At 74.7% G+C, this 20,933-nt stretch carries 21 protein-coding genes and 1 pseudogene; 14 read left to right on the forward strand and 8 right to left on the reverse strand.

Annotation, left to right across the window (positions count from 1 at the left end; translation table 11 throughout):
* Nucleotides 1–15 precede the first annotated feature (15 nt).
* The 6 genes from ET526_RS16510 (at nucleotide 16) to ET526_RS16535 (ending at nucleotide 4,854) form a co-directional block, all read left to right on the forward strand.
* Nucleotides 16–1,218, forward strand: a complete 1,203-nt coding sequence (locus ET526_RS16510) for an aspartate aminotransferase family protein (protein WP_192898708.1) — start codon at nucleotides 16–18, stop codon at nucleotides 1,216–1,218.
* Complete coding sequence (gene argF / locus ET526_RS16515) at nucleotides 1,215–2,162, forward strand: ornithine carbamoyltransferase (protein ID WP_135469054.1); 948 nt, start codon at nucleotides 1,215–1,217, stop codon at nucleotides 2,160–2,162. Before ET526_RS16510 ends, argF begins: the two co-directional genes overlap by 4 nt.
* A gap of 86 nt (nucleotides 2,163–2,248) precedes the next feature.
* On the forward strand, nucleotides 2,249–3,226 hold the full coding sequence (gene hslO, locus ET526_RS16520) for an Hsp33 family molecular chaperone HslO (protein WP_135469056.1): 978 nt from the start codon (nucleotides 2,249–2,251) through the stop codon (nucleotides 3,224–3,226).
* Nucleotides 3,227–3,277: 51 nt separating this feature from the next.
* Nucleotides 3,278–3,880: a hypothetical protein gene (locus ET526_RS16525; RefSeq protein WP_135469059.1), complete on the forward strand. Its 603-nt coding sequence runs from the start codon at nucleotides 3,278–3,280 to the stop codon at nucleotides 3,878–3,880.
* A 4-nt stretch (nucleotides 3,881–3,884) separates the two neighbouring features.
* Entirely contained in the window at nucleotides 3,885–4,271 is a 387-nt protein-coding gene (locus ET526_RS16530; protein ID WP_135469061.1) for a RidA family protein, read from the forward strand.
* A gap of 7 nt (nucleotides 4,272–4,278) precedes the next feature.
* Entirely contained in the window at nucleotides 4,279–4,854 is a 576-nt protein-coding gene (locus ET526_RS16535; RefSeq protein WP_135469063.1) for a RecX family transcriptional regulator, read from the forward strand.
* A 42-nt stretch (nucleotides 4,855–4,896) separates the two neighbouring features.
* Here ET526_RS16535 and ET526_RS16540 read toward each other — a convergent pair whose 3' ends face one another.
* Nucleotides 4,897–5,703, reverse strand: coding sequence for an SDR family NAD(P)-dependent oxidoreductase (locus ET526_RS16540; RefSeq protein ID WP_135469065.1), 807 nt, complete (start codon nucleotides 5,701–5,703; stop codon nucleotides 4,897–4,899).
* 88 nt (nucleotides 5,704–5,791) lie between these two features.
* Between ET526_RS16540 and ET526_RS16545 the strand changes: the two genes are divergently transcribed.
* From ET526_RS16545 to ET526_RS16560, 4 genes are all read left to right on the forward strand, one after another.
* Complete coding sequence (locus ET526_RS16545; protein WP_240048442.1) at nucleotides 5,792–6,523, forward strand: AzlC family ABC transporter permease; 732 nt, start codon at nucleotides 5,792–5,794, stop codon at nucleotides 6,521–6,523.
* On the forward strand, nucleotides 6,520–6,828 hold the full coding sequence (locus ET526_RS16550; protein WP_135469067.1) for an AzlD family protein: 309 nt from the start codon (nucleotides 6,520–6,522) through the stop codon (nucleotides 6,826–6,828). The genes ET526_RS16545 and ET526_RS16550 overlap by 4 nt, the downstream gene beginning before the upstream one ends.
* Nucleotides 6,829–6,960: 132 nt before the next feature.
* A complete protein-coding gene (locus ET526_RS16555; RefSeq protein ID WP_275668648.1) occupies nucleotides 6,961–8,286 on the forward strand; it encodes a putative bifunctional diguanylate cyclase/phosphodiesterase in 1,326 nt (441 codons plus the stop codon).
* A 14-nt stretch (nucleotides 8,287–8,300) separates the two neighbouring features.
* Nucleotides 8,301–8,699 (forward strand): BLUF domain-containing protein, encoded by a 399-nt coding sequence (locus ET526_RS16560; protein WP_158295618.1) that lies wholly within the window; start codon nucleotides 8,301–8,303, stop codon nucleotides 8,697–8,699.
* A gap of 25 nt (nucleotides 8,700–8,724) precedes the next feature.
* On the opposite strand, the gene ET526_RS16565 is transcribed toward ET526_RS16560, so the two are convergent.
* On the reverse strand, nucleotides 8,725–11,091 hold the full coding sequence (locus ET526_RS16565; protein ID WP_135469073.1) for a mechanosensitive ion channel family protein: 2,367 nt from the start codon (nucleotides 11,089–11,091) through the stop codon (nucleotides 8,725–8,727).
* A gap of 153 nt (nucleotides 11,092–11,244) precedes the next feature.
* Between ET526_RS16565 and ET526_RS16570 the strand changes: the two genes are divergently transcribed.
* From ET526_RS16570 to ET526_RS16585, 4 genes are all read left to right on the forward strand, one after another.
* Nucleotides 11,245–11,439: a twin transmembrane helix small protein gene (locus tag ET526_RS16570; RefSeq protein WP_135469075.1), complete on the forward strand. Its 195-nt coding sequence runs from the start codon at nucleotides 11,245–11,247 to the stop codon at nucleotides 11,437–11,439.
* 174 nt (nucleotides 11,440–11,613) lie between these two features.
* Nucleotides 11,614–12,363: an electron transfer flavoprotein subunit beta/FixA family protein gene (locus ET526_RS16575; RefSeq protein WP_135469077.1), complete on the forward strand. Its 750-nt coding sequence runs from the start codon at nucleotides 11,614–11,616 to the stop codon at nucleotides 12,361–12,363.
* Between the two features lies 1 nt (nucleotide 12,364).
* Nucleotides 12,365–13,294 carry an electron transfer flavoprotein subunit alpha/FixB family protein gene (locus tag ET526_RS16580; protein WP_135469079.1) on the forward strand — a complete coding sequence of 310 codons (930 nt, stop codon included), beginning with the start codon at nucleotides 12,365–12,367 and terminating at the stop codon, nucleotides 13,292–13,294.
* A 110-nt stretch (nucleotides 13,295–13,404) separates the two neighbouring features.
* Nucleotides 13,405–14,283 carry a 3-hydroxybutyryl-CoA dehydrogenase gene (locus ET526_RS16585; protein WP_135469081.1) on the forward strand — a complete coding sequence of 293 codons (879 nt, stop codon included), beginning with the start codon at nucleotides 13,405–13,407 and terminating at the stop codon, nucleotides 14,281–14,283.
* Nucleotides 14,284–14,428: 145 nt separating this feature from the next.
* On the opposite strand, the gene ET526_RS16590 is transcribed toward ET526_RS16585, so the two are convergent.
* The 6 genes and pseudogenes from ET526_RS16590 to ET526_RS21320 all read right to left on the reverse strand — a co-directional run.
* Nucleotides 14,429–15,223, reverse strand: a complete 795-nt coding sequence (locus ET526_RS16590) for a PhzF family phenazine biosynthesis protein (RefSeq protein ID WP_135469084.1) — start codon at nucleotides 15,221–15,223, stop codon at nucleotides 14,429–14,431.
* Entirely contained in the window at nucleotides 15,220–16,077 is an 858-nt protein-coding gene (gene thiD / locus ET526_RS16595; RefSeq protein WP_135469086.1) for a bifunctional hydroxymethylpyrimidine kinase/phosphomethylpyrimidine kinase, read from the reverse strand. The genes ET526_RS16590 and thiD overlap by 4 nt, the downstream gene beginning before the upstream one ends.
* The gene (gene glmM / locus ET526_RS16600; protein ID WP_275668647.1) at nucleotides 16,074–17,456 is read right to left on the reverse strand and encodes a phosphoglucosamine mutase; all 1,383 of its coding nucleotides are present in this window, start codon (nucleotides 17,454–17,456) and stop codon (nucleotides 16,074–16,076) included. Before glmM ends, thiD begins: the two co-directional genes overlap by 4 nt.
* A gap of 88 nt (nucleotides 17,457–17,544) precedes the next feature.
* A complete protein-coding gene (gene folP / locus ET526_RS16605; protein ID WP_135469090.1) occupies nucleotides 17,545–18,603 on the reverse strand; it encodes a dihydropteroate synthase in 1,059 nt (352 codons plus the stop codon).
* Nucleotides 18,604–18,625: 22 nt separating this feature from the next.
* Nucleotides 18,626–20,548, reverse strand: a complete 1,923-nt coding sequence (gene ftsH, locus ET526_RS16610) for an ATP-dependent zinc metalloprotease FtsH (protein WP_135469092.1) — start codon at nucleotides 20,546–20,548, stop codon at nucleotides 18,626–18,628.
* A 49-nt stretch (nucleotides 20,549–20,597) separates the two neighbouring features.
* Nucleotides 20,598–20,933 (reverse strand): annotated as a pseudogene (locus ET526_RS21320) (hypothetical protein); the annotation flags it as partial.

Here is a 20,933-nt window from a genome sequence, read left to right on the forward strand (position 1 = left end):
CCGGAGAGTGCCGTCGTGATCCCCGTGCTGATGCCGACCTACAATCGCGCCGACCTCGCCTTCGAGCGGGGCGAGGGCGCCTGGCTGTGGACGGCGGATCAGCGACGATTCCTCGATTTCGGCTCCGGCATCGCCACCTCCAGCATCGGCCACGCCCACCCGCACCTGGTGCGGGCGATCGCCGAGCAGGCGGGGCGGGTGATGCACGTCTCCAACCTCTACCGCATCCCGGAGGCCGAGAGGCTGGCGGCGCGGCTGGTGGAGACCTCCTTCGCCGACAGCGTCTTCTTCTGCAACTCGGGCGCCGAGGCGAACGAGGGCATGATCAAGGCGGTGCGCAAGTACCACGCCGAGACCGGCCACCCCGAGCGCTACCGCGTGATCTGCTTCGAGGGCGCCTTCCACGGCCGCACCCTGGCGATGCTCGCCGCCACCGGCAACGAGAAGTACCTCGCCGGCTTCGGCCCGCCCGTGGACGGCTTCGACCACGTGCCCTTCGGCAACATGAACGCGGTGCGCGCCGCCATCACGCCGCAGACGGCGGGCATCCTGATCGAGCCCATCCAGGGCGAGGGCGGGGTGCGCCCCGCCAGCCTGCAATTCCTGCGCGACCTGCGCGCCGCCTGCGACGAGTACGGGCTGCTGCTGGCGCTCGACGAGGTGCAGAGCGGCATGGGGCGCTCCGGCAGGCTGTGGGCGCACCAGTGGGCGGGGATCGAGCCGGACGTGATGTCCTCGGCCAAGGGCATCGGCGGCGGCTTCCCGCTCGGCGCCATCCTGGCGAAGGAGAGGGTGGCGCAGTACCTGAAGCCCGGCACCCACGGCTCCACCTTCGGCGGCAACCCGCTCGCCTGCGCCGCCGGCAACGCGGTGCTGGACGTGATCCTGGCGCCGGGCTTCCTCGAGCGGGTGGACCGCGTGGCGCGCCACCTCTGGCGCGGGCTCGAGGCCCTGGCGCAGCGTCACCCGGCGGTGGTGGAGGGCGTGCAGGGTGCGGGGCTGCTGCTCGGCCTGAAGCTGAAGCCCGAGGTCGGCAACACCGACATGCAGGCCGCCGCGGCGGCGGAGGGCCTGCTGACCGTGGCGGCGGGGATGAACGTGCTGCGCCTGGCGCCGCCGCTCATCATCACCGAGGCGGAGGCGGACGAGGCGCTGCGGCTGCTCGACCGCGCCTGCCGGCGCGCCGCGCCGCAGGCGGCGCGGGACGCCGCGCAATGAGCGCCGCCCTGGCCGTGGCGGGAGGGCGCGAGCCCCCCCGCCACTTCCTCGAGCTGATGGACCACGACACGGCGACGCTGAGGCGCATGCTCGACCTCGGGGCGCGGGCCAAGCGCGGCGAGATCGCCGGCCGGCCGCTTGCCGGCCGGGCGGTCGCGCTGATCTTCGAGAAGCCCTCGACGCGCACCCGCGTCTCCTTCGAGGTCGGCATCCGCCAGCTCGGCGGCGAGGCGGTGGTGCTCTCCTCGAAGGAGATGCAGCTCGGGCGCGGCGAGACGCCGGCGGACACGGCGCGGGTGCTCTCCCGCTACGTGGACGCGATCATGCTGCGCACCGACAGCGTGGCCAAGCTGCGCGAGCTCGCCGAGCACGCGACGGTGCCGGTGATCAACGGCCTGACCGACGTCTCCCACCCCTGCCAGCTCATGGCCGACGTGATGACCTTCGAGGAGCATCGCGGCCCGATCGCCGGCCAGGTGGTGGCCTGGACCGGCGACGGCAACAACGTGGCGCAGAGCTTCATCCAGGCCGCGGCGCGCTTCGGCTTCACCCTGCGCGTGGCGACCCCGCCCGAGCTCGCGCCCCCGGCACAGCTCGTGGACTGGGCGCGGCGGGAGGGGGCGCAGATCGAGCTGACCTCGGATCCGGTGGCGGCGGTGCGCGGCGCCCGCTGCGTGGTGACCGACACCTGGGTCTCGATGTCGGACGAGAAGGACGGGGCGGCGGCGAACCGCCACAACCTGCTCGCGCCCTACCAGCTCAACGCCGCGCTGCTGCGCCATGCCGCGCCGGACGCGCTGGTGATGCACTGCCTGCCGGCGCATCGCGGCGAGGAGATCACCGACGAGGTGATGGACGGCCCGCAATCCGTGGTGTTCGACGAGGCGGAGAACCGGCTGCACGCCCAGAAGGGCGTGCTGCTCTGGGCGCTCGGCCTCGGCTGAGGGCGCCGCGGCGCGGGACGGCGGCACCCTGTCCGCGGACGCCGCCCCCACCTATCTCAAGGCGTGATGGCCGAAGGTTTGCCGCATTGACCTCCCCCACCGAACCCTCCAGCACGCCCGACTTCCTGCGCCACGACCGCCCGCCGGTGCCCGACGTGACGGTGCCGCGCGGCGTGCAGCCCTTCCACCTGCAGCACAAGCCGGTGCGCGGCCGTCTGGTCCGCCTCGGCCCGCTCTCCGACGCCCTGCTGACGCGCCACGATCACCCGCCTGCCATCGCCCGGCTGATGGGGGAGGCGCTGGCGCTGACCGCGGGCCTCGCGGCGGCGCTGAAATTCCGCGGCAGCTTCTCCCTCCAGGTGAAGGGGAACGGCGCGGTGCCGATGCTGCTCGCCGACTGCACCGATGACGGGGCGCTGCGCGGCTACGCGCGGGCCGAGCCGGCGCGGCTGCAGGCGGCGCTGGCGGTGGAGGCGGAGCCGCCGGCCGCCGCCCTGCTCGGGGAGGGCTATCTCGCCTTCACCTGCGACCAGGGGCCGGAGATGGACCGCTACCAGGGCATCGTCTCCATCGAGGGGACGACGCTCGCGGACATGACGCGGCACTATTTCCGCACCTCTGAGCAGCTCCGCGCCCATGTGCAGCTCGCCTGCGCGCGGACCGCGGCGGGCTGGCGCGCCGCGGCGCTGATCCTGGAACGCGTCGCCGGAGAGGGCGGCGTGGACCCGGCGCTGAGCGAGGAGGCGCAGGAGGAGGCCTGGCGCACCGCCCTCGCCCTCGCCGCCACGCTGACCGAGGCGGAGCTGCTGGACGACGCGCTGCCGCCCGCGCGGCTGCTGCACCGCCTGTTCCACGCTGAGGGGCTGGTGCTCGACCGGCCGCGCCCGCTCTCCTACGGCTGCCGCTGCTCCCGCGCCCGCCTCGCCTCGGTGCTGACCGGCTTCCCGGCCGAGGATCTCGACCACATGGCCGAGAACGGCGCCATCACCATGACCTGCGAGTTCTGCAACATCGATTTCCGCTTCGAGCGGGCGGATGTGCGGCCCGGCGCCGGCCGCGCCTGAGCCGCCGCGCGCCCGGCCGCGCCCGTCCTTCCAGGGAGGAGAGGAAGCCGCATGCCGAACCGGCGCCATGTCCTGCTGCTGCCGCTGCTGGCCCCCGCCTGCGCCCCGCGCGAGGCGCCGCCCGTCGCGCCCCCGGCGCCGATCGGCTACCGCCACCTGCTGCCGCTGCCGCTGAACGTCGCCGCGCTCGAGATCCTGGAGGCGGACCCGCCGCCGCCGCCGGGCGATGTCGGCGCCACCCTCTCCCCGCGCCCGGCCGAGGCGGTGCGGATCATGGCCCGCGACCGGCTCTCCGCCATCGGCACGCAGGGGCGGGCGGTGTTCGCCGTCACCCGCGCCGGGATCGCGCGCGGGCCGGGGGAGGCGCTGACCTGCCTGGTGGGCTGCCGGCTGGACATCCTCTCCCCCGCCGGCGCCCGGCTCGGCTTCATCGAGGCCGAGGCGCGCGCCGCGGCGACCGGGGCGGAGGCGGCGCGCCCCTGGGCGGCGGAGCGGCTGCTGCGCACCGCCATGGACCAGCTCAATGTCGAGTTCGAGTTCCAGCTTCGCCGCAACCTGCGCGACTGGCTGGTGGCGGTGCCGCCGGGCACGTGGGGCGGCGTGCCCGCCCCGCCCCCGGGCGGGGTGACGCGCGAGGACCTGCCGAGGAGCTAGAGCCATGCCCATCACCTTCGTGAACCCGGACACCGTGCACCCGACCGGCGGCCGCTACGCCCATGCGGCGCTGGTCGAGGGGCCGGGGCGGCGGCTGGTGATCTCCGGCCAGGTCGGCACCCGCCCCGATGGCGGCATCGCCGAGGGGGGCGAGGCGCAGATCGCCCAGGCGCTGGAGAACCTCAGGGCCATCCTGGCCTCCCAGGGGATGGGGCCGGCGAACATCGTCAAGATGACCGTGTTCCTGACCGACCCCGGCCTGATCGGACCCTGGCGCGAGGCGCGCGCCCGGGCGCTGGAGGGCCACGCCCCGGCGAGCACGCTGCTGATCGTGGCGGGGCTCGCCGATCCGCGCCTCGTCGTCGAGGTGGAGGCCGAGGCCTTCGCCTGAGGCCGCCATGGCGACCGCACCCGGCCCGCCGCCCGACGAGGCCGCGCTGCACGAGGCGGCGCTCCGCCACCTCTCCCGCTTCGCCGCGACCGAGGCCGGGCTGCGCCGCGTGCTGCTGCGCCGCGTGGAACGCTGGGCGCGCGCCGCCGGCCAGGCCGGGGCGGAGCCGGAGGAGGTCGCCGCCCGCGCCGCCGCGGCGCGGGAGGCCGCCGCGCGCGTGGCGCGGCGCTTGGCAGCGGCGGGGGCGGTGGACGATGCCGCCTTCGCCGCCGGGCGGGCGGCGCGGCTTGCCCGCGCCGGCCGCTCCCGCCGTGCCATCGCCGCGCATCTGCGCGCCCGGGGCGTGGCGGCGGAGATCACCGAGGCGGCGCTGCCGGCGGAGGAGGCGGAGCTCGATGCCGCCCTCGCCCTCTGCCGCCGCCGCCGCCTCGGCCCCTTCGCCGCCGCGCCGCCGACGCCCGAGGCGCGGCTCCGCGCGCTCGCCGCGCTTGCCCGCGCCGGCTTCGCGCGCGCGGCGGCCGAGGCCGCGCTCGGCATGGAGCGCGCGGCGGCGGAGGCGCGCCTCGCCGCGGCGCGGCGTTAGAGCGTATCGCGAAGGGCTGGAAACAGCCGTCCGCGATCTGCTCTAGCCCGGCCGCGCCGCCGTCAGCCCGCCATCCACGATCAGATGCGTCGCGGTGATGTAGCGCGCCTCGTCGCTGGCCAGGAACAGCACGGCGTGGGCGACGTCCCAGGCATCGCCCATCCGCCCCATCGGCACGCTGGCATGGCGCCTCGCCACCAGCGCCGCGGCGTCATTGGCGCCGAGCTGCCGCGCCAGCCGGTGCTCGACCAGCGGCGTGTGCATGGTGCCCGGGATCACGGCGTTGCAGCGGATGCCCTGCTTCACGAAGGCGATCGCGGTGGAGCGGGTGAAGGCCAGGATGCCGGCCTTCGCCGCCGCGTAGGCGACGTTGGTCCGCCCCTCCACCTGGTGGCTCAGGCAGGCGACGGAGGAGAGGTTGACGATCGCGCCGCCGCCCTGCCGCCGCATCGCCGGGATCACGTATTTGCACCCGAGGAAGGCGGTCTTGAGGTTGTGGTCCATCTGCGCATCCCACACCGCCTCGCTCATCGTCACCGCGTCACCGGGGGCGGAACCGCCCACGTTGTTCACCAGGATGTCGATGCGCCCGAAGCGCGCGAGGCAGTCGGCGACCGCCGCCTCCACCTCCGCCGCCACCGTCATGTCGGCGCGGCGTACCGCGCACTCCCGCCCCTCCGCCGCGATCAGCCGCCGCGTCTCCTCCACGGCGTCGGGGTTGATGTCGGTGCCGTAGATCCTGGCGCCCTGGCGCGCCATCAGCACCGCCGTCGCCTTGCCGTTGCCCCAGCCCTCGCCGACCGATCCTGCGCCGGCGATGAAGGCGACCTTTCCCGTCAGGTCGAGCATCCGCGTCTCCTCCCGCTTGCGTGCCGCGTCAGCCAACCGCGTGTGCTTTGCATGGGTCAAGCGCGCGCCGCCCTGGTATGGGAGGGGGGTGGAGCAGCCGGGACGCAGGGGAGCCGCCTTCACGCGGGCGGGCATGGCGCGGGGGGCGCGGGCCGCGCTCGCCATCACGCTCGCCCTCGCCCCCTTCGGCCTCGTCATCGGCGTGGTCTCGGATGCGCGCGGCCTGTCGCTGCTCGAGACCTGGCTGATGTCGGGGCTGGTCTTCGCCGGCACCAGCCAGCTCGTGGCGCTGGAGCTGTGGACGGAGCCGGCGCCGATCCTCGGCGCCACCCTCGCGGCGCTGGTGATCAACCTGCGCATGGCGCCGATGGGCGCGGCGCTGGCGCCGGTGCTGGACCGGCTGCATGGCTGGCGCCTGTGGGGCACGCTGGCGACGCTGGTGGACAACGCCTTCGCGCTCACCATCGCCGAGATCCGCGCCGGGCGGCGGGATGCCGGCTTCCTGCTCGGCGCCGGGCTGGTGATGTGGGCGAACTGGATGGTGATGGTCACCCTCGGCCACGTCTTCGCGGCGCTGGTGCGCCTGCCGCCCGGCCATCCGGTGTTCTTCGCCGCCGCCGCCACGCTGCTCGCGCTGCTGGTGCCGATCTGGCGCGGGCGGTCGGACCTGCTGCCCTGGGCGGCGGCGGGGGTGGTGGCGCTGGCGGCGCATGGCGCGGGGCTCGGCGCGCCCTGGCCGGTGCTGGCGGGCGCCTGCGCCGGCGCCGCCCTCGGCGCGGCGCGGGACCTGCGCGGCGGGGCGCGGGCGCGGCGCCGATGACGCTGCGCCCGGACGTGCTGGCCGCGATCCTCGGCATGGCGCTGGCGACCTATCTCTGCCGCGCCGGCGGCTACGCGCTGCTGCGCGCGACGCGCCCGCCCCGCTTCGTCGAGGCGATGCTGCAGCACCTGCCCGGCTGCATCTTCATCGCCTTCCTGGTCCCCACCCTGGCGAGCGGCGGCCCCGCCTTCTGGGTGGCGGCCGGCGTGACGGTGGCCACCCAGGCGGCGTTCGGCCGCCTTGCCCTCTCCATCGCCATGGGTGTCGCGGCGCTGTGGCTGATCGGGGGGGCCATGCCGGCCTGAGCGCGGGCGCGGCGGTTTACCCCCGATTCATCCCGGGGCCGCAGTCTCGGGGCGCGGGCCCCTCGGGCCCATGGCGCGGCGAGGCAGGGTCACGGTGTCCAGGGGATCGCAGCACGGGGCTTCGGCAGCGCCATCGCGGCGGCCGTCCCGCCTCCCGCCAGGCTCACGCAACGGGACCGCATGACCGCTCTCGCAGACCGCGTGCATCTCGCAGACCGCGCGCAGTTCCTCGAACGGCTCGCCGCCGCGCTGGCCGCGCCCCGCCCGGGCCTTGAGGCCGGGCCGGCCCTGCTGCTGCTCGACCTCGACCGCTTCAAGCGGGTGAAGGCCTCGATCGGGGAACAGGCGGGGGAGGCGCTGCTGCGCGCCGCCGGCCGCCGCCTGCGCTCGGCGCTGCGGGAGACCGACGCGGCGGCGCGGCTCGGCGGCGACACCTTCGCCGCGCTGTTCGCCGCGCCGGCGCGGCGGGAGGCGGTCGCCGCCCTGGCGACCCGGCTGCTGGAGCTCTTCGCCCGCCCCTATGTGGTCAATGGCCGGGTCGCCCTGGTCGGCGCCAGCATCGGCATCGCGCTGGCCCCGCCGGGCGGGGCGGCGCCGGAGACGCTGCTGACCGACGCCGAACTCGCGCTGCGGGCCGCCAAGGCGGCGGGCTGCGGCGGCTTCCGCTTCTTCGACCCGTCGATGCGCACCGAGGCGGAGAGCCGCCGCGCGCTCGAGCAGGAGCTGCACGCGGCGCTGCCGCTCGAGCAGTTCGAGCTGCACTACCAGCCGCAGGTCGCGCTGGCGAGCGACCGGCTGATCGGCTTCGAGGCGCTGATCCGCTGGCGCCACCCGGTGCGCGGGCTGATGCGCCCGGACCGGTTCCTGCCGCTCGCCGCCGAGATCGGCCTCTCCTCCGCGATCGGGGAGTGGGTGCTGCGCGCCGCCTGCGCCGAGGCGGCGCGCTGGCCGGACCACATCCATGTCGCCGTGAACCTGACGCCGGAGGAGGTGAGGTCGGGCCGCGTGTTGCCGGGCGTGGCGCGGGCGCTGCGGGACTCCGGCCTGTCCGGGCCGCGGCTCGAGATCGAGCTGACCGAGACCGCCCTCCTCCATCCGACGGCGGAGGCGCTGGCCCAGCTCGAGGGGCTGCACCGCCTCGGGGTGCGGATCTCGCTCGACGATTTCGGCACCGGCTATTCCTCGCTCAGCCAGCTTCGCAGCTTCCCCTTCGACGGGGTGAAGATCGACCGCCGCTTCGCCGAGGATGCGGCGGTGCTGCGGGCGGTCGCCGGGCTCGGCGAGGCGCTCGGCATGCGCAGCACGGCGGAGGGGGCGGAAACGCCGGCCCACCTCGCCGGCATGCGCCGGGCCGGCTGCACCAGCGTGCAGGGCTACCTCCTCGGCCGGCCGATGCCGGCCTCCGAGGTGCCGGCGGCGATCGCCGCCCGTCCCGGTCGATGCGTTCCGGCCGCCTGAACGGAGGACAAGAGGTGGAATTATTCCGCGTCATCTACATCAGCCGCAACCTGATCCCTCCCTCCGCGACCGAGGCGGAGATCGGGCGCATCCTGGAAGCCTCGCGCCGACGCAACGCGGCCCTCGGCGTCACCGGCGCCCTGCTGTTCAGCGAGGGCGCCTTCGCCCAGGTGCTGGAGGGACCGCTCGCTTCGGTCGAGGAGGTGTTCGAGACCATCCAGGCCGATCCCCGGCACCGGGAGGTGGTGGTGCTCGAGGCCGGTCGCGTGCCGGAACGCGCCTTCCCGGAATGGCACATGGCCTATGTCGGCCCCGGCGCCACGCCCCCCTCCGATTGCGAGACGGGCCCGGGCGCGCCGGTCCTCGCCCTGCTGCGCCGCATGGCCCGCCGCGCCGAGGCGGCGGAGGCCTGACCGGCGCCCCCTCCCCTCGGGGGGTTCAGGCGGCCCCCGGCCGGGCCGCGCCCTCCGCGGCCGGCTGCGGCGGGAAGCGGGGCAGGCCGGGGTCGAGGACCAGCTTCTGGTGCGGGTAGGGGATCTCGATGCCGAGCTCGTCGAAGCGGCGCTTCACCCGGCGCTGGAACTCGCGCAGCACGTTCCAGCGCGCGATCGGCTCGGTCTTGATCCGGGTGCGGATCACCACGCCCGAATCCGCGAAGCGCTCGACGCCCATCACCTCCAGGTCGTCGCGGATCATCGCCTGCCACTTCGCCTCGGCCCGCATCTCGGCGCTGACCTCGCGCAGCGCCTCCACCACCCGGTCGGTGTCCTCGCGGTAGCTCACCGTCACGTCGAGCACGGCGAAGGAGAAGTCCCGCGTCATGTTGGTGACCGTGGTCACGGCGCTGAACGGCACGAAATGCACGCTGCCGTCCATCGAGCGCAGCCGGATGGAGCGGATGGAGAGCTGCTCCACCACGCCCGACTGCCCGGCCACCGTCACCACCTCCCCCACCGCCACCGCGTCCTCGAGCAGCAGGAAGATGCCGGTGATCACGTCCCGCACCAGGGTCTGGCTGCCGAAGCCGACGGCGAGGCCGACCACGCCGGCGCCGGCCAGCAGCGGCGCCACGTTCACGCCGAGCTGCGCGAGCGAGCTCAGCACCACGAAGGTGAGGATCACCACCCCGAGCGCGGTGCGCAGCATCGGCAGCAGGGTGCGCAGCCGCGCGCTGCGCGCCGCCTGGGTCTCGCCCGCCGCCCGCATCAGGCGGCGCTTGATGGCGGCGTTCGCCAGCTCCCATGCCAGCACGCCGAGCACCAGCGTGGCGCCGATGGAGAACAGCGTGCCGAGGAGCCGGCTGCCGAGCGTCCCCGGCGCGAACCAGCCGGTGGCGTCCACCCCCCAGACCTCGAGCACCATCACCACGCCGCCGAAGACGATGGCGAGGGAGACGATGACGCGAAGCGCCGGCGCATAGGCCGCGGCGCGGGCGGAGAGGCCGCCCCAGCCCGCCGCCTCCGCCCCCGGCGCGGGCTGCAGCGCCCGGTCCAGCACCCGCCGCAGCAGCTCGTCCAGCCCCTTGGCGAGGCCGCCGATCAGCAGGGTGAGGAGCGAGGCGGTGAGCAGCCGCTCGAACCCGTCCTCGATCGCAAGCGCCGAGACCACCCAGAGCGCGAGCAGCCACAGGATGACGACGACGTGCCAGATCCCGGCCAGCCCGTCGCGCAGGGCGCGCAGCGCGGCGCGGCCGCGGTCCGGCCGCTCCCCGGGTTCGAGCGGCGGCGCGCGCAGGGCGGCCGCCACCGTCGCGCGCTGCTGCAGGATGATCCACACCAGCATCAGCGAGATCAGCAGCAGCGTCACGTTGACGATGGCGTCGTAGGCCGCCCAGGACAGGCCGAGCGAGACGCCCACCTCGGCCAGCACGTGCCCGCCGAGGCCGACCAGCAGCATCCGCCGCAGCCAGACGGTGCAGTAGAACGCCGCCTGGTCGGAGAGCGGCACCAGCCGCAGGTGGCGCGAGGAGGGCGAGAGCAGCACGCGCCCGAGCACGAAGATGCAGCGCGCGGCGATGTAGACATGCGCCACCAGCAGCCCGGCGAGCTGGGTGTTCGGCAGCATCCGCACGAAGCCGAGCAGGCCGTAGGCCACCAGCGCGAAGCCGAGGATCGGCAGCAGGTCCACCACCAGGCGGGCCAGCACCAGCGGCACCCTCTGCACCCAGCCCCAGACCTGGCCGTCCCCGGGCGCCAGCGCGCCCAGCCGCCGCCGCGCCCCGGCGAGGCCGCGCCAGACCAGCCATTCGAGCGCCAGCGCGGCGAGGAGCAGCGGCAGCAGCTTCCACGCCGCCTCCGCCACCCGCGACCGCACCACCGGGTCGCGCAGCATGGCGATGACAGAGTGCCACACGCTCGGCAGGTCGGCCATGCTGCGGATGGTGCCGAGCACCGCCTCGGAGGCGTGGCCGAGCCGCTCCTGCAGCCCGAGCAGGAGGTGGGCGCCGACGGTGTTCGGGACGATCAGCGGCTCGGGCGCCGCGGCGGGGGGCGCCTCGGGCTGCGGCGCCGGCGCGGCCTCGCCCGCGGTGTCGGCGGGCGGGGCGGCGGCCTGCGGGGACGGAGCGGCGGGGGCGGCCGGGGTCGCGCCTTCCGCCGCCTCGGGCCGGGCGCGGGCGGCGGCGGCCAGCGCCTCCAGCGTGCGGAGGAACTCGGCGCGCCGGGCCTCGTCCCGCAGCAGCGCGCCCAGGCGCTCGATCTCCGCCGCCGTCAGGGCGGGGCGCGGCGCGGGCGTGGCTTCCTGCGGCTGGGCCGGCGCGGCGGCGAGCAGCAGGAGGATGGCGAGGAGCAGCCGGGGGAGTCGCATGGCGCCGGGAGCAACCGCAAGCTGCCCCCCTTGGTCAAGCCGTCCCGTGACGGTTAACACAAGGACGCGAGGCGCATTCTTCCCTTGCCGGCCGGGGCGCCCTTCCCCGCGGCGCGGCGTTGCCGTCGCGCCATACCCGTCTAGATCGTTTCCATGAGAACGCTCCTGATCGTCCTGACCGCCGCCGCCATGCTCGGCGTCGTCGGGGTGCTGTTCGCCGGCCTGGTCGGCCTCGTGCGCACGGATGCCAACCCGCACCGCTCCAACGTGCTGATGCGCTGGCGGGTGATCCTGCAGGGGGTGGCGCTGGCACTGTTCATTCTACTCCTGCTTCTGGTGCGGGGCTGAGGAAAGCCCGGCGGGGCCGTCTTTTGACAGGCCGCGCCGGCCCGCCCTATTTTCCGCGCGGGTTGCCGCACAGGCGCAAGCGGTGGGGGTATTCGGCCCTGCCGTCCTCCTGGCCCCGGCGGCGCCCCGCGCCCGGGGTCGAACCGCAACAGCACGCAGGAAACGGCAGAGGCGATGAAGCTCCTCGTCCCGGTCAAGCGGGTGGTCGACTACAACGTCAAGGTCCGCGTCAAGGCGGACGGCACCGGCGTCGAGACCGCGAACGTCAAGATGTCCATGAACCCCTTCGACGAGATCGCGGTCGAGGAGGCGGTGCGGCTGAAGGAGAAGGGCATCGCGACCGAGATCGTCGCCGTCTCCGCCGGCCCCGCCGCGGCGCAGGAGCAGATCCGCACCGCGCTCGCCATGGGTGCGGACCGCGGCATCCTGGTCGAGCATGACGGCGTGCTGGAGCCGCTCGCGGTGGCCAAGATCCTGAAGGCGATCGTCGAGAAGGAGGGGCCGCAGCTCGTCATCCTCGGCAAGCAGGCCATCGACGACGACATGAACGCCACCGGCCAGATGCTGGCGGCGCTTCTCGGCTGGCCGCAGGGCACCTTCGCCAGCAGGGTCGAGCCGGCCGACGGCGCCCTCAAGGTGACGCGCGAGGTGGACGGAGGTCTCGAGACGGTGCAGCTCAGGCTGCCCGCCATCGTCACCACCGACCTCAGGCTGAACGAGCCGCGCTACGCCTCGCTGCCCAACATCATGAAGGCGCGCAAGAAGCCGATCGAGACGGTGAAGCCCGCCGATCTCGGCGTGGACGTGACGCCGCGCCTCTCCGTGCTGAAGGTGGAGGAGCCGCCGAAGCGCCAGGCCGGCAAGAAGGTGGCCTCGGTCCAGGAGCTGGTGGAGAAGCTCCGCAACGAAGCGAAGGTGATCTGAGATGGCGGTGCTGGTTCTGGCCGACCACGACGGCTCGGCGGTGATGCAGCCGACGCGCAGCGCGGTGGCCGCGGCGCAGAAGCTCGGCGAGGTGCACCTGCTGGTGCTCGGCCCGGCGGCGGCGGCGCAGGCGGCGGCGAAGCTGCCGGGCGTGGCCAAGGTGCTGCACGGCGACGCCGCGATCTACGCCAACCGCCTGGCCGAACCGGTGGCGGCGCTGCTGGCGCGGCTCGCGCCGGACTACTCGCACCTGCTCGCCCCGGCCTCGGCCGCGGGCAAGAACGTGATGCCGCGCGCCGCCGCGCTGCTCGACGTGCAGGTGATCTCCGACATCTCCGGCGTCGTCGACGCCGACACCTTCATCCGCCCGATCTACGCCGGCAACGCCCTGGCCACGGTGAAGTCCTCCGACCCGAAGAAGGTCATCACCGTCCGCGCCGCGAGCTTCGACCCGGTGCCGGCCGAGGGCGGCAGCGCCCCCGTCGAGGCAGCGCCCGTGGTGGAGGATCCCGGCCTGTCGCGCTTCGTCGGCGCCGAGATCGCCAAGAGCGAGCGGCCGGAACTGACCGCGGCGCGCGTCGTCGTCTCCGGCGGGCGCGCCATGGGCTCGGCGGAGAATTTCAAGCTCATCGAGCGGGTGGCGGACAAGCTCGGCGCCGCCATCGGCGCCTCCCGCGCCGCGGTGGACGCCGGCTACGCGCCGAACGACCTGCAGGTGGGCCAGACCGGCAAGATCGTGGCGCCCGAGCTCTACATCGCCGTCGGCATCTCCGGCGCCATCCAGCACCTGGCCGGGATGAAGGACAGCAAGGTGATCGTCGCCATCAACAAGGACGAGGAGGCGCCGATCTTCCAGGTGGCCGACTACGGCCTGGTCGCCGACCTGTTCAAGGCGGTGCCGGAGCTCGAGGCCGAGCTGGACAAGAAGTGACGCCCCCGCGCCCGGCGCGCGGTCGGGGCGCGCCGGGCGGCGGGGAGCGTCCGTGACGCACCGGCCTGGGGTTCCGCCCCGGGCCGCTTTCGCATCGGGGAGAGGAAGGCATGGCGGAGGCAAGGAAGGTCGGCGTGGTCGGCGCCGGGCTGATGGGCAACGGCATCGCGCATGTCGCGGCGCTGTCGGGGCTCGAGGTGGTGCTGATGGACGTGAACGCGCAGGCGCTGGAGAAGGCGCTGGCGACCATCGGCCGGAACATGGACCGCCAGGTGCAGCGCGGCGGCATCGGCGCCGCCGACAAGGAGGCGGCGCTCGCGCGCATCGCCACCGCCACCGACCACGACCGCTTCGGCGACTGCGACATCGTGATCGAGGCGGCGACCGAGAACGAGGCGATCAAGCTGAAGATCTACCAGGCGCTGTGCCCGAAGCTGCGCCCGGACGCGATCCTCGCCACCAACACCTCCTCCATCCCGATCACCCGCCTCGCCGCCGGCACCGACCGGCCGGGCCGCTTCATCGGCATGCACTTCTTCAACCCGGTGCCGATGATGAAGCTGGTCGAGGTGATCCGCGGCCTCGCCACCGAGGATGCGACGGCCGAGGCGGTGCGCGCCCTGGCGCAGCGCATGGGCAAGACCGTGGTGGACGCGGCCGACTATCCCGCCTTCGTCGTCAACCGCATCCTCTGCCCGATGCTGAACGAGGCGATCTTCGCCCTGATGGAGGGGGTGGGCGACGTGCGGGCGATCGACGCCGGCATGAAGCTCGGCGCCAACCATCCGATGGGGCCGCTCGAACTCTGCGACTTCGTGGGGCTGGACACGCTCTATTCGGTGCTGAAGGTGCTGCATGAGGGGCTGGGCGACCCGAAATACCGCCCCTGCCCGCTGCTCGCGAAGTATGTCGAGGCCGGCTGGCTCGGGCGGAAGACCGGCAAGGGCTTCTACGACTACAGCACCAACCCGCCGACGCCGACGCGCTAGAGCGGATCGCGGACGGCTGGAAACAGCCGGGAGCGGACTCTGCCCTGCAACCACCGGGCCGGAGCCGCTTCCGCGCTCACAGCCGGGTGGAAACGGCTCCAGCGCCGATCCGCGCCGGCGGCCCGCGCGGGCGGGCAGGGCGGCATCAGCCGCCGGGCAGGAACACCTCGCCGCGGGCGTAGAGCACCGCCGTGCCCGCCATGCGCACGCGGCCCTCGCGCAGCGCGCACCAGAGGGTGCCGCCGCGCGGGCTCGCCTGGCGGCAGACCAGACGGTCGCGGCCGAGGCGCGCCGCCCAGAAGGGCACGAGCTGCACATGCGCCGCCCCGGTCACCGGGTCCTCCGGCACGCCGACCTTGATGGCGAAGTAGCGGCTGGTCACGTCCGCGCCGCCCTCGCCGCCCGCGGCCGTGACGATCACCCGCTCCGGCCCCGGCAGCGCCGCCAGCGCCGCGTGGTCGGGGGCGAGGGCGGCCACCTGCGCCGGGCTCTCCATCACGCAGATCCAGTCCCGCGCCCGCCACACCTCGCGCGGCGCGGCGCCGAGCGCGGCGGCGAGGCCCGGCGGCGGCTCCGCCCGCTCCGCCGCGCGGGCGGGGAAGTCGAGCACCAGGCGCTCCCCCTCCCGCTCCACGCGCAGCACCCCCGACAGGGTGCGGAAGGCGAAGGGCGGCGCGTGGCCGCGCTCCTCGGCCAGGACGAAGGCGCTGGCCAGCGTCGCGTGGCCGCAGAGTTCCACCTCGGTGCGCGGGGTGAACCAGCGCAGGTGCCACCCCTCCCCCTCCGCCACCAGGAAGGCGGTCTCGCTGAGGTTGTGCTCCGCCGCCATCGCCTGCAGCACCGGATCGGGCAGCCAGGCGGGCAGCGGCACCACGGCCGCCGGATTGCCCTCGAAGGGTCGCGCGGCGAAGGCGTCCACCAGGTAGAGCGGCAGCCTCATGGCGTGCCGCGCTCCACGGAGGCGGCCGGGGCCTCGCGCAGCGCCTCGAGCCGCGCCGGATCGAGCGTGACCGCATGGCCGAGCGGCCCGTGGCCGCGCCCGAGGCCCGGCGCGGCGGCCAGCGCCGCGCGCACATAGGCCCGCGCCCGCGCCACCGCCTCGCGCAGCGCCATGCCCTGGGCGAGGCCGGCGGCGATGGCGCTCGCCAGGGTGCAGCCGGTGCCATGGGTGTGGCGCGTCTCGATGCGCGGCCCCTCGAAGGTCTCGATCCCCGCCTCGGTGGCGAGCAGGTCCACCACCGTCGGCCCCTCCAGGTGCCCGCCCTTCAGCAGCACGGCGGGGACGCCGAGGGTGAGCAGCGCCGCGGCGGCGTGGCGCATGGCGTCGCGGTCGCGGATCTCCATGCCGGCCAGCACCTCGGCCTCCGGCAGGTTGGGCGTGATCAGCGCGGCGAGGGGCAGCAGGCGGCGCTTCAGCGTCTCCACCGCCTCGGCCTGCAGCAGCCGGTGCCCACCCTTGGCGACCATCACCGGATCGGCGACCAGCGGCACGCCCGGCGCCCCGGCGGCGATCTCGTCGCAGACCGCCTCGATGGTCGGGCCGTCGTGCAGCATGCCGGTCTTGACCGCGTCGGCGCCGATGTCGCGCAGCACCACGCGGATCTGCTGGCGGATGAAGTCGGGCGGCACCGCCATCACCCCGTGCACGCCGGTGGTGTCCTGCGCCGTCAGGGCGGTGATCGCCGTCGCCGCGTAGCCGCCGAGCGCCGTCACCGCCTTGAGGTCGGCCTGGATGCCGGCGCCGCCGCCGGAATCCGATCCGGCGACGATCAGCACCCGGCCACGCGGCGTCACGCCGCCGCCGCCCGCGCGCGGATCGCCGCGGCGAGCGTCTCCACCGTCTCCGAGACCAGCGCCTCGTCCTCGGCCTCGGCCATGACGCGGATCACCGGCTCGGTGCCGCTGGCGCGGATCAGCACGCGCCCGCGCGCGCCGAGCCGCTCCTCCTGCGCCGCGATCTCGCGCTGCACCGCCTCGTCCTTCAGCGGCGAGGCGCCGGCGAAGCGCACGTTGACGAGGCGCTGCGGCAGGGGGGTGAAGCGGCGCGTCACCTGGCTCGCCGGGCGGCGCTCCTCCACCAGCACGGCGAGCACCTGCAGCGCCGCGATCAGCCCGTCCCCGGTGGTGCCGAAATCGGACATGATCATGTGGCCGGACTGCTCGCCGCCGAGGTTGCAGCCCGCCTCGCGCATCCGCTCGCCGACATAGCGGTCGCCCACCGGGGTGCGCAGCAGCTTGAGGCCGCGCGCGGAGAGGTAGCGCTCCAGCCCCATGTTGGACATGACGGTGGCGACCACCGCGCCGCCGCGCAGCCGCCCGTCCGCCTGCCAGGAATCGGCGATCAGCGCCAGGATCTGGTCGCCGTCCACGATGCTGCCCTGCTCGTCCACCACCACCAGCCGGTCGGCGTCGCCGTCGAGCGCGATGCCGATGTCGGCACGCCGCTCCCGCACCAGCTCGGCCAGCGCGGCGGGGGCGGTGCTGCCGCAGCCCTTGTTGATGTTGAACCCGTCCGGCGCGTCGCCGAGCCGCACCACCTCCGCGCCCAGCTCCCACAGCACGGTGGGCGCGACCCTGTAGGCGGCGCCGTGGGCGGTATCGACGACGATGCGCAGCCCGTCCAGCGTCAGCCCGCGCGGGAAGGAGGCCTTCACCGCCTCGATGTAGCGGCCCGGCGCGTCCTCCATCCGGCTGGCGCGGCCGAGGCGGGCGGGCGCGGCCAGCGCCTCGGCGAGGTCGCCCGCCATCAGCGCCTCGATCGCCGCCTCCTGCGCGTCGGAGAGCTTGAGGCCGTCCGGGCCGAACAGCTTGATGCCGTTGTCCTCGAAGGGGTTGTGGGAGGCGCTGATCATCACCCCGAGATCGGCGCGCAGCGAGCGGGTCAGCAGCGCGATGGCGGGCGTCGGCAGCGGCCCGACCAGCACCACGTCCATCCCGGCGCCGATGAAGCCCGCGGTCAGCGCCGGCTCCAGCATGTAGCCGGAGAGGCGGGTGTCCTTGCCGATCACCACCCGGTGGCGGTGGCTGCCGCGGTTGAAGTAGCGGCCCGCGGCCTGGCCGAGGCGCAGCGCCGTGGCGGCGTCCATCGGCGCGCGGTTGGCGGTGCCGCGGATGCCGTCGGTGCCGAAGAGGCGGCGGGCCGGCGGCGGCGGCGGAGCGGCGGTCTGGTCCAAGGGAGGGTCTCCGGCAGCCGGATGCGACCCCCTGGGTAGCCCGGCCGGGGCCGAATTTCCACAGCCGCCGCGGCGCCGCGCGGGCGCCTCAGCCCTGCGCCGGCGCGCCATGGACGCAGGCCTCCCAGACCCGCAGCGCCTGCACCGTCTCGGCCACGTCATGCACCCGCAGGATGGCGGCGCCGCGCCCGGCGGCGGCGAGCGCCACGGCAAGGCTGCCGGCGAGGCGCCGCGCCGGCTCCGCCACCCCGGAGAGGCGGCCGACGAAGCCCTTGCGCGAGGCGCCGACCAGGATCGGGCAGCCGAGCCCGGCCAGCAGCGGCAGCCGCTCTATCAACTCCAGGTTGTGCGCCAGGGTCTTGCCGAAGCCGATGCCAGGGTCGAGGGCGAGGCGCGCGCGGGGGATGCCGGCCGCCTCCGCCGCCGCCACCCGCTCGCGCAGGAACGCCGCCACCTCCAGCGCCACATCCTGGTAGCGAGGGTCGTCCTGCATGGTCCGCGGGTCGAGGCCGCGCATGTGCATCAGCACCGCCGCGGCGCCCGAGCGTGCCACCACCCCGGCCGCCTCCGCGTCGTGGCGCAGCGCCGAGACGTCGTTGACCACGGCCGCCCCGGCCTCCAGCACCGCCGCCATGGTGGCGGCGTTGCGCGTATCCACCGAGAGGACGGCCCCGGCACCGGCCAGCGCCCGCACCACGGGCAGGATGCGGCGGCACTCCTCCTCGGGCGGCACGGGCGCCGCGCCGGGGCGGGTCGATTCGCCGCCGATGTCGAGCAGGTCGGCCCCGGCGGCGAGCAGCGCCCGGCCCTGCGCCACCGCCGCCTCCGGCGTCGCGGCCAGCCCGTCGCCCGAGAAGCTGTCCGGGGTGACGTTGACGATGCCCATCACCAGCGGCCGGCCAGGCGCCTTCGGGGCGAGGCCGGCGAAGCGGGGCGGGGGGCGGGTCAGCGGCGACAGCAGCGCCGACCACCCGTCCGGCACCCGCCCCGCGGGCAGCACCGCGCGCGTCGCGCCGTCCTCGATCAGCCGCGCCAGGGAAAAGGCCATCGGCCCACCCAGGAAGGGCAGGGCATGGCCGGCCTCGACGGCGAGCGCCGCCGACGGGCCCGTGGTCAGGCCCAGCGGCTCGATCCAGCGTCCCTTCATGGGTCCGGCCGGCTGCTCGCCCTCAGGCTGGGGCCGGACCGGGCGTGTAGCCGCCGCCGGTGTCGGGGCGCGGGACGCGGCCGGAGGTCGGCACGCTGCCGCGGCCGGTGGGGGCGGGCTCCTCCGCGCGGTTGCGCACCACCGGCTCGCCGCGGATCACGAGCTTGATCTCCTCCCCGGTCAGGGTCTCGTGCTCCAGCAGCCCCTTGGCCAGCAGGTGCAGCTCGTCGATGTTCTCCGACAGCACCTGCTTGGCCTTCTGGTAGGCCTCGTCGATGATGCGGCGGATCTCGGCGTCGATCTGCTGCGCCGTGGCCTCGGAGACGTTCTTCGACTGGGTGACGGAATGGCCGAGGAACACCTCCTGGCTGTTCTCGCCATAGGCGATCATGCCGAGCTTCTCGCTCATGCCCCATTCGGTGACCATGCGCCGCGCCTGGTCGGTCGCCATCTTGATGTCGCCGGCGGCGCCGTTGGAGACCTTGTCGGGGCCGAAGATCAACTCCTCCGCCACGCGCCCGCCCATGGCCATGGCGAGTTCCTGCAGCAGCTTGGACTTGTGCTTGGAGTAGCGGTCGCCCTCCGGCAGCGACATGACGAGGCCGAGCGCCCGGCCGCGCGGGATGATCGTCGCCTTGTGGACGGGGTCGCACTCGGGGAGCTTCAGCGCCACCAGCGCGTGGCCGGCCTCGTGGTAGGCGGTCATGCGCTTCTCGTCCTCGGACATGACGAGCGAGCGGCGCTCGGCGCCCATCAGCACCTTGTCCTTGGCCGCCTCGAATTCCGCCATGCTGACGGTGCGCCGCCCGGTGCGCGCGGCGAGCAGCGCCGCCTCGTTCACCAGGTTGGCGAGGTCGGCCCCCGAGAAGCCCGGCGTGCCGCGCGCGATCACCTTCGGGTCCACGTCGGCGGCGAGCGGCACCTTGCGCATGTGGACCCGGAGGATCTTCTCCCGCCCGTTCACGTCCGGGTTCGGCACCACCACCTGCCGGTCGAAGCGGCCCGGGCGCAGCAGCGCGGGGTCGAGCACGTCCGGCCGGTTGGTGGCGGCGATCAGGATCACCCCCTCGTTCGCCTCGAAGCCGTCCATCTCGACCAGCATCTGGTTGAGCGTCTGCTCGCGCTCGTCGTTGCCGCCGCCGAGGCCCGCGCCGCGATGGCGGCCGACCGCGTCGATCTCGTCGATGAAGATGATGCAGGGGGCGTTCTTCTTGCCCTGCTCGAACATGTCGCGCACGCGCGAGGCGCCGACGCCCACGAACATCTCGACGAAGTCGGAGCCGGAGATGGTGAAGAAGGGCACGTTCGCCTCGCCGGCGATGGCGCGGGCGAGCAGCGTCTTGCCGGTGCCGGGCGGGCCGACCAGCAGCACGCCCTTCGGGATCTTGCCGCCGAGGCGCTGGAACTTCTGCGGGTCGCGCAGGAAGTCCACGATCTCCTCGAGCTCGCCCTTGGCCTCGTCGATGCCCGCGACGTCGTCGAAGGTGACGCGGCCCTGCTTCTCCGTCAGCAGCCGGGCGCGGGACTTGCCGAAGCCCATGGCGCGGCCGCCGCCGCCCTGCATCTGGCGCATGAAGAAGATCCAGACGCCGATCAGCAGCAGCATCGGGAACCAGGAGAGCAGGTAGTGCCCGAGGTTGATGTCGCTCTCCTCCGGCCGGGCGACGACGCGCACGCCGCGCTCGGTCAGCCGGCTGACCAGCGCCGGATCCTCCGGCGTGTAGGTCTGGAAGGTGCGCCCGTCGGCGAGCTGGCCGGTGACGGACCGCCCCTGGATCACGACGTCGCGCACATGCCCCGCGGCGACCTCGTTGAGGAAGTCGCTGTAGGCCACCTGCTGGGCGCCGCGCTGCGCCGTGCCGCTGGGCTGGAAGAGGTTGAACAGCGCCACCAGCAGCAGCGCCACGATGACCCAGAGCGCCAGATTCCGGCCGAAATTGTTCACCGATGCCTATCCCGTTCCCGCCAGGCACCCCTGCAACGCATGAGGGGGCTCATGGCCGCATGGCTCCTGCCACCCCCACACATGGGGGCGGACTCCCCGGCATTGAATGGCCGCCCCGGCCCGCGGCGCCCATGCCCGCCACCGGCCCGCCGGCCGGGGCGAAGATCAGGGCGAAGCGCGCCGAGACCGCCGCATCAGGATAGAGCAGCGCCGGCACGGCCACCAGCACCCGCTCCCGACGGATCGCCGGCAGGGCCGCCAGCGCCGCCGCCGGCAGGGCCGGCGCGAGGCCCCGCAGCCCGGCGGCCTCGGCGCCGAGCGCGCCGATGACGGCGCCCGGCGCGCCCGGCCCCGTCAGGCGGAAGCGCCGGTCCCAGACGGCGCC

The organism is Crenalkalicoccus roseus, assembly GCF_004761865.1.
Lineage (GTDB): Bacteria > Pseudomonadota > Alphaproteobacteria > Acetobacterales > Acetobacteraceae > Crenalkalicoccus > Crenalkalicoccus roseus.